Genomic DNA, 16,541 nt, shown 5'->3' with positions numbered 1-16,541 from the left:
CAACCCTTATCCTTCTCGCCATCACCGGCCTTGTGCCGGTGATCTCGCTTTTAAACCCTCCACCCTCATCCTGAGGAGGTCGCGCCAGCGACCGTCTCGAAGGAGGATCCAGTGCTCTCTGGATCCTCCTTCGAGACGCAGACTGCGTCTGCTCCTCAGGATGAGGTTTGCAGTTGCTCAAGACGTGGATGGCCGGGACAAGCCCGGCCATGACGAATGGGGAATGTCTCATCCACCTCTTATAATCAACCCTCTGAGAAGATCAGTCGGCAATCAGGGCGGGCAGCTCCGCCAGCAGGCTGTCGCGGGCGCGGAAGCTTGCCACGGAGGTCTCCTTGCGCTCGTCGCGGATCAGGCGGGCGAACAGGATCCTGCGCTCTCCCTTCTGCGCCCACCCGACGAACCAGCCGAACTGGCGCTCGCGGTCGGGACTGCCGTTCGCCGATGGCTGGAAGCCCGAACCGGTCTTGCCATAGGCAATCCAGCCGTCGGGCAGCGGGAATGTCGGCATGATCGCGAGCGTCATGTCGTGGGCTCTGCGTGAGACCGGCAGCTCGCGCTTGAGAAGCTTCCTCAGGAAACCGATCTGCTCGACGGGCGAGATCTGCAGCGAGGAACTCAGCCAGGCATGGGTGAGGCCGTTGGCCTTGCCCTTGTCGCCGCTGACGTCGCGGTTGCCGTATTGGAACGCATCCACATAGCGCCGGAAACGCTCCATGCCCATCTCGCGGGTCAGCGCCTGCGAGTACCAGACGACGGAGTCGCGCAGCCACGGGCGCGGCGTGATGGTCTTCCGCCACGCCTCGTTCCAAGCCTTGTATTCAGGCTTGTAGGGCCAGGCCGGCTCGTCCTCGGTCTTCAAGATGCCCGCATCGTAGCCCATCAGGCTCAGGGGCACCTTGAAGGTGGAGGCCGGGCTGTTGCGGCGCTCGCAATCGCCCTCGCGCTTCAGGATGCGGCCGGTCTCGAGCTCGGTGACAAGGGTGCAGGTATCGGCGAGAACCTGTCCGCTGACGAGCAGAATACCAAACAGAAGGGCCAGTCGCACGGCGTGCATCGAAATGCTCCTGAGGATCGGGATCATCAGTATATGGCGCGGGTTTCCCTCCCCCTTGCGGGGAGGGGTAGGGGTGGGGGTGGTCAGACCGGGCGAGCGTCAGCCGAATATGGCGCTGTATTAACTGCTGCACTCTAACGAGGTTGATGGGCACTCCGACTTTGCGACCCCCACCCTTCATCCCTCCCCGCAAGGGGGAGGGAAACACAAAGTCCAGCCTTTATGAATTGGACTTTGAAGATCGGGCTCATGCGGCGGCGATATCGCGAACGATGGCTTCCGCCGCAGCGCGCGGATCAGCGGCTTTCACGATGGGGCGGGCCACCACGAGGTGATTGGCGCCGAGCCGGATGCCCTCCGCCGGCGTGACGATGCGCTTCTGGTCGCCCGCATCCGCGCCGGCCGGGCGGATGCCGGGTGTCACGATGAGGCGGTCGGAGCCGACGATGGAGCGCACGCGCGCCGCTTCCGGCGCCGCGCAGACGATGCCGTCGACGCCGAGGTCGCGGGCCTGTCCTGCACGGCGGGCGACGAGTTCCGCGGCCGGAACGGGGGCATAGCCCGCCTCGACGAGATCGGCGTCGTCGTAGGAGGTCAGCACGGTCACGGCGAGGATCTTCAAGGAAGATCCCGCCTTGCCGGCCATGGCGGCGCGCATGGTCTGCGGATAGGCATGGACGGTCAGGAACGTGGCGCCGAGCCGCGCCACGGAGCGCACGCCCTCCTCCACCGTGTTGCCGATGTCGTGCAGCTTGAGATCGAGAAAGACCTTCTTGCCCGCATCGATCAGCTCGCGGGCAAACTCCAACCCGCCGGCATAGGCGAGCTGGTAGCCGATCTTGTAGAAGGTGCCGGCGTCCCCGATGCGCTGAACCAGAGCGCGTGCCTCGTCCACGGACGGAACGTCGAGCCCGATGATGAGCCTGTCGCGGATGTCTCCTGCGGGAACGGGATTCGTCGGAAGAGACATCGCGGCGCTCATGGGTTCATGACCTTGTTGTAGACCCAGACGCGGGCCGGGGGCAGGTTGCGCCAGATCCGGTTGGAGGCCCTGGCCTTGTAGCGTTGCGAGCGCGCCGGGATCGGCGGCACCACCGCATAGGTGAACTGGATGAAGGGTGCGTTCGGGTGCATCAGCTCCTGGGCGGTCTCCAGAAGCTCCAGGCGCTGGTCCATGGGCTTGGTGAAGAGCGGCAGGCTCGAGACGGTGGCGGCCGCCGGCTCGCTCAGAAGGCCCGAGAGGGTTTCCTTCAGGTCGTAGGCGTCGCCCTGGATGATCGTCGCTTTCGGGAAGCGGCGTTTCAGGAGCTGGCAGAACTCGGGATTGTACTCGATGAGGACGAGGCGCTCCTGCGCCACGCCGCGCCGGATCAGGGCATCGGTCACCGGACCCGTGCCGGGTCCGAGCTCGATCACGGGGCCGGGGATGCGCGGATCCACGTAGGAGGCCATGGTCCGCGCCAGGATCTTGCCGGAGGGGGTGACCGCTCCCATGACGAGGGGGCGCTCGAGCCAGGACCTCAGGAAGCGGGCCTCGTCCTCGAAGCGATCCTTCTTGAGGGGTAATTTCCGGGCCGTTGTCCGTTGAAACGACTGAAGCACTGAGTCAGACCCCTTGATCGGGCGGATCGTGTTGGCTGTTTAGAGCCCAAAGAAAACGACCGTCAAGTTAAGTCGATCCACCCAGGCCGTCGAGAAACTCGCGGAATCGCGAGAAAAATCCCGAGCTCTCCGGGTGATTCTCCTTGGAGCACTCCTTGTCGAACTCCATCAGCAGTTCGCGCTGGCGCTTGGTGAGCTTCTGCGGGGTTTCCACAACAACCTGGATGTAGAGGTCGCCCACGTCCCGCGAGCGCAGCACCGGCATGCCCTTGCCGCGCAGGCGGAACTGCTTGCCGGTCTGGGTGCCCTCGGGCACCTTCACGAGCGCCTCGGTGCCGCCCAAGGTTGGCACGCTGAACTCGCCGCCGAGCGCGGCCGTCACCATGGAGATCGGCACGCGGCAGAACAGGTCCGCGCCGTCGCGCTGGAAGAACGGATGCGCTTTCAGCGAGAGGAAGATGTAGAGATCGCCCGGAGGCCCGCCGCGCAGGCCGGCCTCGCCCTCGCCCGCGAGGCGAATGCGCGTGCCGTCCTCGACGCCCGCCGGAATGTTGACCGAGAGCGTGCGCTCGCGGGTGACGCGGCCCGCGCCGCCGCAGGAGGCGCAAGGGTCGTCGATGACCTCGCCGCGCCCGTGGCAGTTGGGGCAGGTGCGCTCGATGGAGAAGAAGCCCTGCGTCGCCCGTACCCGGCCGACGCCGCCGCAGGTGGGGCAGGCCCTGGGCTTCGAGCCGGGCTTTGCCCCCGAGCCCGAGCAGGCCTCGCAGGTGACGGCGGTCGGGATCTTGATCTCGGCGGTCTTGCCGTGGAAGGCCTCGTCGAGGGTGATCTCGAGGTTGTAGCGCATGTCGGCGCCGCGCTCGCGGGCGGTGCCGCCGCGCCCGCCGCGCCCGCGGCCGGCGTCGCCGAAGAAGTTTTCGAAGATGTCCGACATGAAGTCGGAGAAGTCGCCGTTGAAGCCCGGCCCGCCGCCAGGTCCGCCATTGGCGAAGGCCGCATGGCCGTAGCGGTCGTAGGCGGCGCGCTTCTGGGCATCGGAGAGGGTCTGGTAGGCCTCGTTGATTTCCTTGAACTTGACCTCGGCCTCGTGGTCGCCCGGGTTGCGGTCCGGGTGGTACTGCATGGCGAGCTTGCGGAAGGCGGATTTCATCTCCGCCTCGGTTGCGGTCCGCGAGACGCCGAGAACCTCGTAGTAATCGCGCTTGGACATGTCAGGCGCCCCTGGGAGCGGTCGGACGCTCCATCGTGGTCAACCCCGATTCGGCCTGCGCTGCACAGGAAAAGGCTCGGGAAGCCTTTGCCAGAGCATCGCGGGAAGCGGTGGGTCGATCGGTCATTCTGGATCTAAAGCCTTTTCACGAAAACGGCACCCGGTCATGAAACCGGGTGCCGGATTCTTCAGGAAGCGGTCATCGCTTTAGGCGCGCTTCTTCTTGTCGCCTTCGTCGACTTCCTGGAAGTCGGCGTCGATGACGTCGTCCTTGCTCGCGTTGTCGCCGCCTTCAGGCTGCTCGCCGCCCTCGCCGCCGGCCTGAGCCGCCGCGTACATGGCTTCGCCGAGCTTCATGGAGGCCTGCATCAGGTCCGTGGTGCGGGCCTTGATGACCTCGGCATCGTCGCCGGCGAGCGCCTGCTTGAGCGCGTCGATGGCGGTGGTGATGCCCTGCTTGTCGGCCTCCGACACCTTGTCGCCGTACTCGGTGAGCGACTTCTCCGTGGCGTGGATCAGGCTCTCGCCCTGGTTCTTCGCCTCGACGAGCGCACGGCGCTTCTTGTCCTCCTCGGCGTGAGCCTCGGCGTCCTTGACCATCTTCTCGATGTCGGCCTCGGAGAGGCCGCCGGAAGCCTGGATGCGGATCTGGTGCTCCTTGCCGGTCGCCTTGTCCTTCGCCGTGACGTTCACGATGCCGTTCGCGTCGATGTCGAAGGTCACCTCGATCTGCGGCACGCCGCGGGGCGCCGGCGGGATGCCCACGAGGTCGAACTGGCCGAGCAGCTTGTTGTCCGCCGCCATCTCGCGCTCGCCCTGGAAGACCCGGATCGTCACCGCGTTCTGGTTGTCCTCCGCGGTGGAGAACACCTGGCTCTTCTTCGTCGGGATCGTCGTGTTGCGGTCGATCAGGCGGGTGAACACGCCGCCCAGCGTCTCGATGCCGAGCGAGAGCGGGGTCACGTCGAGGAGCAGGACGTCCTTCACGTCGCCCTGGAGCACGCCCGCCTGGATGGCGGCGCCGATGGCCACGACCTCATCCGGGTTGACGCCCTTGTGGGGCTCCTTGCCGAAGAACTGCTTCACGACCTCCTGGATCTTCGGCATGCGGGTCATGCCGCCGACCAGGACCACCTCGTCGATGTCGCCGGGCGAGATGCCCGCATCCTTGAGGGCCTTGCGGCAGGGCTCGATGGTCTTCTGCACCAGGTCGTCCACGAGCTGCTCGAACTTGGCGCGCGAAAGCTTGAGGGCCAGGTGCTTCGGACCGGAGGCATCCGCCGTGATGTAGGGCAGGTTGATCTCGGTCTGGGAAGCGGAGGAGAGCTCGATCTTGGCCTTCTCGGCCGCTTCCTTCAGGCGCTGCAGGGCGAGCTTGTCCTTCGTGAGGTCGATGCCCTGCTCCTTCTTGAACTCGGAAGCCAGGTACTCGACGAGGCGCATGTCGAAGTCCTCGCCGCCGAGGAAGGTGTCGCCGTTGGTGGACTTCACCTCGAACACGCCGTCGCCGATCTCGAGCACCGACACGTCGAAGGTGCCGCCGCCGAGGTCGTAGACCGCGATCATGCCGGACTGCTTCTTGTCCAGGCCGTAGGCCAGGGCCGCCGCGGTCGGCTCGTTGATGATGCGCAGGACCTCGAGGCCGGCGATCTTGCCCGCGTCCTTGGTGGCTTGGCGCTGGGCGTCGTTGAAGTAGGCCGGAACCGTGATGACGGCCTGCGTCACCGGCTGCCCGAGATAGGCTTCGGCCGTCTCCTTCATCTTCTGAAGGGTGAAGGCGGAGATCTGCGACGGCGAATACTGCTTGCCGTCGGCCTCGACCCAGGCATCGCCGTTCGGACCCTTGATGATGTGATAGGGAACGAGGCCCATGTCCTTCTTGGTCATGGGGTCTTCGAAGGTGCGGCCGATCAGGCGCTTGATGGCGAAGAAGGTGCGCGACGGGTTCGTGACCGCCTGGCGCTTGGCCGGCTGGCCGACGAGGCGCTCGCCTTCGTCCGTGAAGGCCACGATGGACGGGGTCGTCCGGGCGCCTTCCGCGTTCTCGATGACTTTGGGCGTCGTGCCTTCCATGACAGCGACGCAGGAATTGGTGGTGCCGAGGTCGATACCGATGACCTTACCCATGGCGGGATCCCTCACTTTCAAGCAGACCGCCGAGCCCTGAAAGCAGCCCGGCCCATGGCTTTCATGTTGTTGACAAAATTCGGACAGGGCCGCCTCAAGCCGAGCCACGCCCTGTTCTGGCGCTGATATAAGAAGGGGTTTTGGGGGCTGCAAGACGAAGCTGCGGTCTTGTTTTGCCGGATGTCGCCGGAGCCGGGGGCTGTTGCACGGCTGCAATACGGGCCGCAGCCCTGGGGCACGTTCAGGCAGAGCGGCTTTCGGGGGCGGTTTCGACGATCAGGCTGAGCGCCGCCCTTAAGACCACCTGCCCGGTCTCGTCCCTGACGCTGACGATGAAGGTTTTCTGGTCGCCGTCGGGGAGGCCATCCCGTGCCAGGTCGGGCAGGGCCCTCTGGGCCTCGGCCTTCACCTGTTCCAGGTCCGGCAGCTCGATCCCTTCGGAATCGGCGATGAGGCGATCCCCATCGAAGGTATCGAAGAAGTAGCGCGGCACTGGCATGTCCTTGTGAGGGCGTTTGCTAAACCCCGAAACCCGGCAATTAGTTCGTGGTTCTTCCGGGCCGTCTCGAAAAGGCTCTGTTTTCCAATGGGCTGGAGGGCGGCCGATTGCTTTCTGGTCTCGCTTTCTGCTCTCCTGTATCGTGAAGGCCGTACAGGGTTGCTGCGGCTGACGGCTCGTCCTGCCTTGTCCATAGGGAAGCTCGCCATGACAAGCAACGGGAAAGCTCCCAATACTCTGATGATCCGCAAGCTGGAGAGCATCTTCCCGCTTTCGGACGAGGAGAAGCAGACCCTCGCCGATCTCCCGATCCACGTCACGCGCCTCAAGCCCGACCGGGACATCGTGCGCATCGGCGACCGTCCGTTCCAGTCCTGCCTGCTGCTGGAGGGATTCACCTGCGTCTACAAGATCACCGCCGAGGGCAAGCGCCAGATCGTGGCCTTCCACGTCCCGGGGGACATCCCCGACCTGCAGAGCCTGCACCTGAAGGTGATGGACAACAGCGTCGCGACGGTGAGCCCGTGCACCCTCGGCTTCATCCCGCACGAGGCCCTGCACGACATCTGCAACCGATTTCCCCGGATCACCGCCGCCTTCTGGCGCGAGACCCTCGTCGACGGCTCGATCTTCCGGGAATGGATGACCGGCATCGGGCGGCGCGAGGCCTACAACCGGATGGCCCATCTCCTGTGCGAGCTGCTGTTGCGCCTGAAGGCCGTGGGCCTGGTGGAGGACGAGACCTTCGATCTGCCCCTCACCCAGAACGAACTCGCCGACGCCATCGGCGCCAGCGCGGTCCACGTCAACCGGGTCCTGCAGGAGCTTCGGGGCGACGGGCTCATCCGCAGCAAGGGAACGCAGGTGCAGATCCTGGACTGGGAGAGATTGAGAGAAGCGGGCGATTTCGACCCGCTCTACCTGCACCTGCGGCAGGACGGGAATGCGTGAAACTGCCCCTGCCGCTTCTGATTCTAAGACTCGCTCCCGCCCAGGCTCCGCCCAGCCTCCCACCCCAGGATCGCCTGCTTGCGGGTGAGCCCCCAATGGTAGCCGGTGAGCGCTCCCGAGCGGCCGAGAACCCGGTGGCAGGGGACCACGAAGGAGACCGGGTTCTTGCCGACCGCCGCACCCACCGCCCGGCAGGCGGCGGGCTTGCCGATGTGGCGGGCGATGTCGGAATAGGTGGTGGCCCGGTCGCGGGGGATGCGCAGCAGGGTCTGCCAGACCCGCACCTCGAAATCGGTGCCGATGAGGACCACCCGGAGCGGCTGCTCGGCCTGCCACTGGGTGGGGTTGAAGATGCGCTTGGCCACCGACGCCGTGGCGGCCGGATCCTCCACATATTCGGCCTTCGGCCAGCGCCGGGTCATGTCGGCGAGCGCCGCGGGCCGGTCGCCGTCGTCCACGAAGCCGAGGCCGGCGAGTCCCCTGTCGGTGACGATCAGCAGCGCCTCGCCGAAGGGGGAGGGGTGAAAGCCGAAGCGCATGGTGAGCCCCGCTCCGCCCGCCTTGTAGTCGCCCGGCGTCATGGCCTCGTGGGTGACGAAGAGGTCGTGCAGCCGGGCGGGGCCCGACAGGCCGACCTCGTAGGTGGCGTCGAGCACGCTCGCGGAATCCGCCAGCAGCGCCTTGGCGTTGTCGAGCGTGATCGCCTGCAGGAAGGCTTTTGGGCTCAGGCCCGCCCAGCGCCGGAACAGGTGATGCACATGGGTGGTGGAGAGCCCCACATGGTCGGCGATCGCCTCGAGCGACGGCTGCTCGCGCCAGCGCTCCGAGATGAAGGCGATGATCCGGCGCACGCGCTCGTAATCCGATTGAGGCTCATCCTGCACGGTCAGCGCTGCCGGCTCGATGGTGATGTTGCGCAAGGTGTTGAGCATGGGAACGATCCTCTATTGCCGTTCATCCTAGCGGGCCCGGCGGAGCGGCGACACCCGATTCCTGCGAGCCTCCTCGGTGCTTGGCCGGAAAGGCGCCCGCACCCTGGCCCTCCCATCCGGATCGGGTTTAGGACGTGGCACTTTTCCCTCCCTCCTGTGCGGGGGAGGGTGGCGAGCGGAGCGAGCCGGGAGAGGGGGAGTACCGGGTGAACACGGCCCCTCTCCCGGCCTGCTGCGCAGGCCACCCTCTCCCGCAGCGGGGAGAGGGCGAGGGTGCGGGCAGGTGAGGCCTGTGCAATGTTCTTACTTTGTTCTTGACAGGTGCTGCAAGCTCGGCTATATCGTTGTGTAGATCTGCTCCTGTGAGGGGCGCGCTCGCGAGGCGTCGCAGTGTGGGAGCAGGCACGGTCCCGCCGCAGGGCTCGCAATCCTGTGGTCGCGGGAGGCCGATCCTGGCCTGCTCCAGGTCCGCCTGAAAAGAACCGTGCGCGAAGAGGCCGTCCAGCTCTTCCATCCACACCACCACCCATCGAGCCGGGCTGCCCCAAGCGCCACCCTCGAGCAAACCCGACGGCTCGCAGCTCACGCTGCGGGCCCGAAGGCGCTGGATCTTTGAGAGACTCACCACCTGCGTCATCCCGGACGGCGAAGCCGATCCGGGATCGCGTGCAGGATGGAGCGCGGTATTTCCATCCCCTTGCGGGGAGGGCTAGGGTGGGGGTGTGAGCGCTGAACTGGACCAGCGTGACGCAGGTTCACCTCTCCCCGGCGGGGAGAGGTCGAGCGAACGCGAGGGGGAGAGCGGTCTCCGGAGAGGACACTAACCCCTCACCCGCGCCTGAAGGCGCGACCTCTCCCTCAGGGAGAGGTGAGCCAGCGCAGGGCCGGGCTTTGCGCGATCGGGCAGAGAGCTCACTGCACCAGGCGGGGGCCGCCGGTGACCGGGTTCTCGTTCTCGGCCAGGATGCCGAGCCGGCGGGCGACCTCGGAATAGGCCTCGACCAGCCCGCCCATGTCCCTGCGGAAGCGGTCCTTGTCGAGCTTGTCCTTGGACTTGATGTCCCACAGGCGGCAGGAATCCGGGGAGATCTCGTCGGCCACCACGATGCGCATCAGGTCGCCCTCCCAGAGCCGGCCCGTCTCCATCTTGAAGTCGACGAGACGGATGCCGACGCCCAGGAAGAGGCCGGAGAGGAAGTCGTTGACCCGGATGGCGAGCGCCATGATGTCGTCGATCTCCTGAGGCGAGGCCCAGCCGAAGGCGGTGATGTGCTCCTCGGAGACCAGCGGGTCGTTGAGCGCGTCGTTCTTGTAATAGAATTCGATGATCGAGCGGGGCAGCTGGGTGCCCTCCTCGATCCCGAGGCGGGTGGCCAGCGAGCCCGCCGCCACGTTCCGCACGACGACTTCGAGCGGGATGATCTCCACCTCGCGAATCAGCTGCTCGCGCATGTTCAGGCGGCGGATGAAGTGGGTGGGAACGCCGATGTCGTTGAGATGCTGGAAGATGTACTCGGAGATCCGGTTGTTGAGCACGCCCTTGCCGTCGATCACCTCATGCTTCTTGGCGTTGAAGGCGGTCGCGTCATCCTTGAAGTGCTGGATGAGCGTGCCGGGTTCCGGGCCCTCATAGAGGACCTTCGCCTTGCCCTCATAGATGCGACGGCGACGATTCATAGGCGTGTACCGTGGTTTGAGAAAATCCATTTGCCGTGGCTCCTGGGGATGGTCATTTTTTATAAGATCCGCGGCTGGCGTGGCGCGGCTGAACACCGGCGCTCCGCTTCAGGGGCAACCTATCCGATCCCTGGGACAAGCACAACGCGGGGAAGGGCCGCCGGCGGGCAGCCCGGGAAAAGCATCGATCCTTTAGATGGGGGGCGTCTGGCGCCTGCGCGAGTGCGCCCTTATATCGCATGAGGCCCCAAGCTTGAGGAGACGAACACGATGACCGCATTCGACGACCGGAGAGACGCCTTCGAGAAGCAGTTTGCCCATGACGAGGAGCTGCGCTTCAAGGCGACGGCGCGGCGCAACAAGCTCTTCGGTCTCTGGGTCGCCGAGCGCCTGGGCAAATCCGGCGAGGAGGCCGAGGCCTATGCCAGGAGCGTCGTGCTGGCTGATTTCGAGGAGGCGGGCGACGCGGACGTGCTGCGCAAGGTCCGCCGGGACCTCGAGGGCGCCGGCAAGACGGTCGGGGATTCCGAGCTCCAGGCCAAGCTGAGCGAGCTGACCGAACGCGCGATCAAGGACGTGAAAGAGGGCCGCTGACGGCCCGCGCCGCACCTGCGACTCACCCCTGCAACCCTCGAAAGGGGCGCCATGCCAGCCCATCCTTCCCTCGCCGAGCGCCTCAGCGGCGGTGCTCCCCTCCTGACCGCCTGGTGCGGCCTGCCGCACCCCTCCGTAGCGGGGATCCTCGCCCGCGAGGCGTTCGATGCGGTGGTGCTGGACACCCAGCATGGCGCCATCGACTTCGCCGCCGCGGTTCAGGCCGTTCCCCTGATCGCCGCGGCGGGAAAGCCGGCCCTGGTGCGCATCCCGGTGGGGGAGTTCGCCTCCGCCTCGCGCTACCTCGACGCGGGGGCCTCGGGCATCATCGCGCCCATGATCAACACGGCGGAGGACGCCCGGCGCCTCGCCGCCTTCACCAAGTTCCCGCCCCTCGGAGAGCGCAGCTGGGGACCCCATGCGGCGCTCGCCCTCACGGGGCTCGAGCCGGCGCAGTACCTGAAGCAGGCCAACGATCTCACCGTCACCTTCGCCATGGTGGAGACCCGGGAGGCGCTCGCCATCGTCGACGACATCCTGGCGGTGCCCGGCATCGACGGGATCTTCATCGGCCCCTCCGACCTCTCGATCGCGCTCTCGGGCGGCAAGGGGCTCGACCCGGCCGGCGCAGAGGTGGACAAGGCGCTGGACCATGCCCTGGCCCGCGCGAAAGCCGCCGGCAAGATCGCCGCCGTCTATGCGGTCTCCGGCGCCCGGGCGGCGGAGCTTTCGGCCAAGGGCTTCCACCTGATCGCCGTCGGCAGCGACATGGGCATGCTCAGAGCCGGAGCCCAGGCTGCCCTTGCGGCGGCCCGCGCATAGGCCGCCTAGGCCTTCGAGCAGGAGGGGGCCGGAATGCCCGTCAGGCGGGCGCTCCCTCCCGCGCCTTGACCGTGCGGTAATAGGCCCAGAGCACCTTGGCCGCCACGCCCCGCCAGGGGCGCCAGCGCTCGGCGAGCATCGTGAGCGCCTTCGCATCGGGCCGCCGGTCGAGGCCATAGGCGAGCCGGGCGGCCTCCTGCACGGCCAGATCCCCGCTCGGAAAGGCGTCCGGGTGCCCCAGGCAGAAGAGCAGGTAGACGTCCGCGGTCCACGGGCCGATGCCCCTGACTCGCGTCAGCAGGGCATGGGCCTCTTCTGCCTGGAGGTCGTGCAGGCCGTCGAGGGGCAGCCGTCCTTCCAGGATCTCCGTGGCGACGGCTCGCAGGGTGCGGACCTTCCCCGCGGAGAGGCCCGCCGCCCGCAGGCTCTCGTCGGACAGGGCCAGGAAGGCCTGCGGCGTCGGAGGCTCGAGGATCGCGCGCAGGCGCCCCCAGATCGCCGTGGCGCTGGCGGTGGAGACCTGCTGGCCCACCACGATCCACGCCAAGCCCTCGAACCCGGGCGGGCGCTTGCGCAGTTGCGGCATCACCCCTTCGGCAGCAAGCCGCGCCATCACGGGATCGGCCTGTGCCAGCGCGGCAAGGCCCCTCTTGAGAACCGCATCCGTTTCGAGGAGGGTGGCCATTCCTTCGCGTTCCTTGGTTCTCGCAGGCTCCCGTGACGAAGCCCGTATTCCGATTCGCTCCCAGCCCCAACGGGCGGCTTCACCTGGGCCATGCCTATTCGGCACTGCTCAACGCCGAACTCGCCCGCCGTTTCGGCGGACGCTTCCTCCTGCGCATCGAGGATATCGATACCACACGCTGCCGTCCCGAGTTCGAGGCGGCCATCTACGAGGATCTCTCCTGGCTCGGTCTCGCCTGGGAAGAGCCCGTCCGGCGCCAGTCGCAGCATTTCGACGACTATCGAGCCGCCTTCCGACGGCTGCAGGGCAGGGGGCTGGTCTATCCCTGCTTCTGCTCCCGCAAGGACATTGCGGCGGCGGTCGCCTGCCGGGAGGCGGAGACCGGCCGGACCTGGCCGCGCGACCCGGACGGCGCTCCGCTTTATCCCGGCACCTGCCGCAGCCTGACGCCCCGCGAGGCCGACCGCCGGATCGCCGCGGGGGAGGCTCATGCCTGGCGGCTCGACATGGCGGTGCTGCGGAACCTCCTGCCGGGGCCGCACGGCTATCGCCGGTTCGAGCGCGACGGCCGCGAGGAGGCGGTGGCCGCCGATCCCTGGCGCTGGGGCGATGCGGTGATCGTCCGCAAGGACACCCCGACGAGCTATCATCTCTCGGTCGTGGTGGACGACGCCCTTCAGGGCGTCACCCATGTGGTCCGGGGCCGGGATCTCGAAGCCGCCACCGATCTCCATGTCCTGCTCCAGGCCCTGCTTGAGCTTCCGGGCCCTCTCTACCATCACCATGGGCTCGTTCTCGACCCGGAGGGCGACAAGCTCGCCAAGAGCCGCCAGTCGCAATCCCTGGCGGAGCTGCGGTCGGCCGGCGTCACCCCTCAGGATGTGCGCCGGCGCCTCGGGTTCGAGGCTCACCCCACCCCCAGCACGTAGAGCCAGGCGAGGGTGCTCCCCAGGGCCAGGAAGGTCGAGAGCGTGACGGCACTGGACGCGAGCGCTACGCCCTCGCCGTAGCGCTCGGCGAAGAGATAGGCGTTGATGCCGGAGGGGCAGGAGGCGAAGAGCACCGCCACGCCCGCCCAGACCGGCGGCATCTGGAAGACCTGGGTGGCGAGCAGCAGCACCACGAGGGGGTGCACCACGAGCTTGAGGAACGAGATGAGTGTCGGCAGCTTCCAGCCGGTCTGCAGCCCGTAGCGGCGCAGGGCGATCCCCATGGAGATCAGGGCGCAGGGCACCGCCGCGCTCGCGAGCAGGTCCATGACCTGCCAGGCCGGCGCCGGCACATAGGCGGCGATCGGGCGGCAGGCGGACCCGGCCAGGATGCCGACCACGATGGGATGGGTCAGGAGGCGGCGCAGGATGAGAAGGGGCGAGGCCTGTCGTCCCTCGGCCAGGATCGTCGCGAGCGTCATGGTGACGGGAAGATGCACGGCGATCAGAAGGAAGAGCGGGACCGCGCCCGCGTCGCCATAGGCCTTGAGGATCATCGGGATGCCGACGAAGACGGTGTTCGCCTGGCCGGCCGCGAACCCGGCCACGACCCCGGAGACGCCTTTGATGCCGAAGAAGTGCCGGCCGAGGGCGGTCGCCAAGAGCCAGACCACGGCCACGCCGGCGAAGTACGAGATCCAGTAGCCCCAGGGCTGGACGGCCGGGATCTCGGCGCGGACGAGGGTGCGGAAGATCAGGCAGGGGAGGGAGAGGGTGAAGACGAATTCGGAGAGCCCCTCGCCGACGCGCTCCGAGACGAATCCCGCCCAGCGCGCGATGTAGCCGATGCCGATCAGGCCGAAGACCGGCAGGACGATCGCAAGCAGGTCGAGCATCGGCCCTATCGCAGCTCGGCGCGCTGGGAGAGGCTCGCAGAGGCCACGTTGTGGCTCATCAGCTCGTCGATCTGCTCACGCTGGCGCTTGAACTCCACCAGGCCGCGACCCTCGAGCTCCCGCCCGCGGGGCAGGCGGATCTTCAGCGGATCGACGAAGCTGCCGTTGATGATCACCTCGTAGTGGAGGTGCGGGCCTGTCGAGAGACCCGAATTGCCCACATAGCCGATGACCTGCCCCTGCTGCACGCGTCTGCCCGGCGCGATGCCCTTGGCGAAGCTCGACATGTGCGAATAGGCGGTCACGTATCCGTTGGTGTGCTGGATCTCGACCCGGCGGCCATAGCCGGAATCCCACTCGGCCTTGATCACCGTTCCGTTGCCGGCGGCGATGATGGGGGTGCCGACCTTGTGCGCCCAGTCCACGCCGGTATGGGGGCGCGAATAGCCCAGGATCGGATGGAAGCGGGACCCGAAGCCCGAGCGCAGGATGCCGTCGGCGATGGGCTTGCGGATCAGGAACTTCTTGAGCGAGCGTCCGGATTCGTCGAAGAAGTCGACGGCGCCGTCCTCGCCCTGGTAGCGATAGACGCGCCGCTGCTCGCCGCCCACGGTGAGGGAGGCGAAGAGGATCTCCGGCGTGCCGTTCTCGTCGTCGGAGCCGAAGAGGACCTCGAAGGAATCGCCCTGGCTGACCCGGCGCTGGAAATCCACGTCGTAGCCGAAGATCCGGACCAGCTCGTCCACGGTCTGGCGCGGCAGGTCGTTCTTGAGCGCGGTCTCGTAGAGGCTCTCGTAGAGCCGCACGCCGCCGCGGCCTTCATCCTCCTCATCCTCCTCGGGAGCCTGGGCCGCCTGGCTGTTCGAGTCGTCCGTGGGGATCGGAGCGGAGACGAAGACGCCGCGATCGTTCGCGGCCGCGATGCCCTCCACCCCCCGCTCCCCGAAGGCGATCACCCGCACGATCTGCCGGGGATCGCCGAGACGGGGCCCCGGCGCGATGAGGATGCGCAGCCGCTGGCCCTCCGTCATGCTCTCGACCCTGATGCGTGCGGCCAGGGCGGAGGAGATCGCGGCGATCTGCTCCGGCGTGGCGCCATAGCTGCGCAGGGCGGTCTCGAGGGTCTCTCCCTTGCGGAGAACGACGTCGCGCTCCTCGATGAGGGGAGGCATGGCCTTCTGCTCGGCCTTCCGGAGTTCCGTGACGTTCTCGGGAACGACGCGGACCTCGATGGCGCTGAAGGGGGCATCGATCACGCGGGCATAGCCCAAAGCCTCGCCGAGCGCCTCCGGCTGACGCAGGGTCCGCGACAGCATCTGCTGGGCGGGAATGGGAACGGACGTCCGCCGGCCGGCCTCGTTGAAGACCCGGCGCTCCTCCTCCAGCATGGCCAGCACGTCGCTGTCGGTCAGGGAGGGGGCGCTGGCCGCAATGGCGATGGCGGCGAGGTCGCGCCGCAGCACCGAAACATCGGCATCCGTGATCTCGGGCGTCGGCTCGGTGCGCTCCGGCGTGTCCTCCGCGAAGAGCCGCAGGGGATTGAAGGGCGGGATGTCCGAGGCATAGGTGCCGGCGGACAGGGAAAGGTTGGTGGCCACCCGCACGAAGTGGCGAACCTTGATGGCCTCGCGCTCGCCGCTGCGGATCGTCATGGGCGCCTTGAAGTTCTGCCGTGCGGCGCTCGTCTGTTCCGTCCGGTTGAGCCGGTCGGCCTTGCGGGCCACGGCGGCGGCCCGGTCCTCCCCGCCGGACGCGGCCGTGCGGGTGCCGACCGTCGCACGCTCCGGGGGCAGGGCCGACGTGGCCGCGCCCTCGAGCGCGATGTAGATGGAGGCGCCGATCAGCGCGGCGCCCGTGACGCCGGTCAGGATGCTGGCGCCGAGCCAGCGCAGGTTCACCTCCCACTTGTCGACCTCCGGAGCCGCGCTGCCGCTGGTGTTGAGGGGCGGCTCGTGGCCGAGATCGATGCCCGATGACAGGCGGGCCGTTGCGCGACGGGCGCCTTTCGCATGGCTGTCATCAGGAGGAAGGTGACTCATGGTCTCTTTGGAAGTGTCGGAGTGGGTGGGTTGCTGTCACAGACACCAGAGGCCATCTAGCATAAGGGACAGCAACCGCACAGGCCATAGATAAGCTTGGGCGCCGAGCCCCCTTGCGGGCGGGAGGGCACCTGCCGCGGCCCTGCTTCGATCCGCACTGTGTCCGCAGTGAGGCGAAAGGCCAAAATTCGGTCGAGTCGGACGCCGCCTCGGGGTGTCAAAAAACTTTCACAAGGCCGTTGACAGGCCGGAAGGGTTCGGCCTATATAGCGCCCATCGCCGCTGCTGATGCGGCTGGCGATGTGCTCTTCCACAGAACCTGGGCTTATGGGCCTGACTTCGGTTAGGACCGGGACTTGTTCTGCGGGGGCTATGTTTTGTCTCTTGTGGGACGTTTGCTCTTTGACATTGTTGAGAAGGAAAGAGAAGCGTAGGCGGCGGTGTCCTTGCGCCGGCCCGAGAGGGCCGGGTGGAATAGACATCGACCAGTCTTGCGCTTTGGTGAGTACACCGCTTCGGTT

Annotated in this window: 15 protein-coding genes; 4 read left to right on the top strand and 11 right to left on the bottom strand. The window is 67.2% G+C overall.

Features of this window, described 5'->3' with window-relative positions:
- Window positions 1-262: 262 nt before the first annotated feature.
- The 6 genes from blaOXA to GR303_RS08915 form a co-directional block, all read right to left on the bottom strand.
- Window positions 263-1,057, bottom strand: a complete 795-nt coding sequence (blaOXA, locus tag GR303_RS08940; protein WP_161722268.1) for a class D beta-lactamase — start codon at window positions 1,055-1,057, stop codon at window positions 263-265.
- Window positions 1,058-1,304: 247 nt separating this feature from the next.
- A complete protein-coding gene (pyrF, locus tag GR303_RS08935) occupies window positions 1,305-2,027 on the bottom strand; it encodes an orotidine-5'-phosphate decarboxylase (protein ID WP_246205388.1) in 723 nt (240 codons plus the stop codon).
- 8 nt (window positions 2,028-2,035) lie between these two features.
- Window positions 2,036-2,659: an rRNA adenine N-6-methyltransferase family protein gene (locus GR303_RS08930; protein ID WP_161722270.1), complete on the bottom strand. Its 624-nt coding sequence runs from the start codon at window positions 2,657-2,659 to the stop codon at window positions 2,036-2,038.
- Window positions 2,660-2,726: 67 nt separating this feature from the next.
- The gene (gene dnaJ / locus GR303_RS08925) at window positions 2,727-3,869 is read right to left on the bottom strand and encodes a molecular chaperone DnaJ (protein ID WP_161722271.1); all 1,143 of its coding nucleotides are present in this window, start codon (window positions 3,867-3,869) and stop codon (window positions 2,727-2,729) included.
- 207 nt (window positions 3,870-4,076) lie between these two features.
- Window positions 4,077-5,996: a molecular chaperone DnaK gene (gene dnaK, locus GR303_RS08920; RefSeq protein ID WP_161722272.1), complete on the bottom strand. Its 1,920-nt coding sequence runs from the start codon at window positions 5,994-5,996 to the stop codon at window positions 4,077-4,079.
- Window positions 5,997-6,237: 241 nt separating this feature from the next.
- Entirely contained in the window at window positions 6,238-6,489 is a 252-nt protein-coding gene (locus GR303_RS08915; protein WP_161722273.1) for a DUF6894 family protein, read from the bottom strand.
- A gap of 213 nt (window positions 6,490-6,702) precedes the next feature.
- Between GR303_RS08915 and GR303_RS08910 the strand changes: the two genes are divergently transcribed.
- Window positions 6,703-7,446, top strand: a complete 744-nt coding sequence (locus GR303_RS08910; protein ID WP_161722274.1) for a Crp/Fnr family transcriptional regulator — start codon at window positions 6,703-6,705, stop codon at window positions 7,444-7,446.
- A gap of 23 nt (window positions 7,447-7,469) precedes the next feature.
- Here GR303_RS08910 and GR303_RS08905 read toward each other — a convergent pair whose 3' ends face one another.
- Together GR303_RS08905 and purC are read right to left on the bottom strand one after the other, a co-directional pair.
- Window positions 7,470-8,378 (bottom strand): methylated-DNA--[protein]-cysteine S-methyltransferase, encoded by a 909-nt coding sequence (locus tag GR303_RS08905; RefSeq protein WP_161722275.1) that lies wholly within the window; start codon window positions 8,376-8,378, stop codon window positions 7,470-7,472.
- Window positions 8,379-9,290: 912 nt separating this feature from the next.
- Window positions 9,291-10,085, bottom strand: a complete 795-nt coding sequence (purC, locus tag GR303_RS08900; RefSeq protein WP_161722276.1) for a phosphoribosylaminoimidazolesuccinocarboxamide synthase — start codon at window positions 10,083-10,085, stop codon at window positions 9,291-9,293.
- A 240-nt stretch (window positions 10,086-10,325) separates the two neighbouring features.
- Here purC and GR303_RS08895 point away from each other — a divergent pair, with 240 nt between their 5' ends.
- Both GR303_RS08895 and GR303_RS08890 read left to right on the top strand, forming a co-directional pair.
- On the top strand, window positions 10,326-10,649 hold the full coding sequence (locus tag GR303_RS08895; protein ID WP_161722277.1) for a DUF1476 domain-containing protein: 324 nt from the start codon (window positions 10,326-10,328) through the stop codon (window positions 10,647-10,649).
- Between the two features lie 51 nt (window positions 10,650-10,700).
- Window positions 10,701-11,471 carry an HpcH/HpaI aldolase family protein gene (locus GR303_RS08890; RefSeq protein ID WP_161722278.1) on the top strand — a complete coding sequence of 257 codons (771 nt, stop codon included), beginning with the start codon at window positions 10,701-10,703 and terminating at the stop codon, window positions 11,469-11,471.
- Between the two features lie 40 nt (window positions 11,472-11,511).
- Here GR303_RS08890 and GR303_RS08885 read toward each other — a convergent pair whose 3' ends face one another.
- Entirely contained in the window at window positions 11,512-12,156 is a 645-nt protein-coding gene (locus tag GR303_RS08885; protein WP_161722279.1) for a DNA-3-methyladenine glycosylase family protein, read from the bottom strand.
- Between the two features lie 32 nt (window positions 12,157-12,188).
- Here GR303_RS08885 and gluQRS point away from each other — a divergent pair, with 32 nt between their 5' ends.
- Complete coding sequence (gluQRS, locus tag GR303_RS08880) at window positions 12,189-13,085, top strand: tRNA glutamyl-Q(34) synthetase GluQRS (protein ID WP_161722280.1); 897 nt, start codon at window positions 12,189-12,191, stop codon at window positions 13,083-13,085.
- Here the strand turns inward: gluQRS and GR303_RS08875 are convergent.
- Both GR303_RS08875 and GR303_RS08870 read right to left on the bottom strand, forming a co-directional pair.
- Entirely contained in the window at window positions 13,064-13,981 is a 918-nt protein-coding gene (locus tag GR303_RS08875) for an AEC family transporter (protein WP_161722281.1), read from the bottom strand. The two genes, gluQRS and GR303_RS08875, sit on opposite strands and share 22 nt — an antisense overlap.
- Window positions 13,982-13,986: 5 nt before the next feature.
- On the bottom strand, window positions 13,987-16,020 hold the full coding sequence (locus GR303_RS08870; protein WP_161722282.1) for a M23 family metallopeptidase: 2,034 nt from the start codon (window positions 16,018-16,020) through the stop codon (window positions 13,987-13,989).
- Between the last annotated feature and the right edge of the window lie 521 nt (window positions 16,021-16,541).

Source organism: Microvirga arsenatis, assembly GCF_009910705.1.
Classification (GTDB): domain Bacteria; phylum Pseudomonadota; class Alphaproteobacteria; order Rhizobiales; family Beijerinckiaceae; genus Microvirga; species Microvirga arsenatis.
This window is presented reverse-complemented; position numbering and strand designations above follow the sequence as displayed.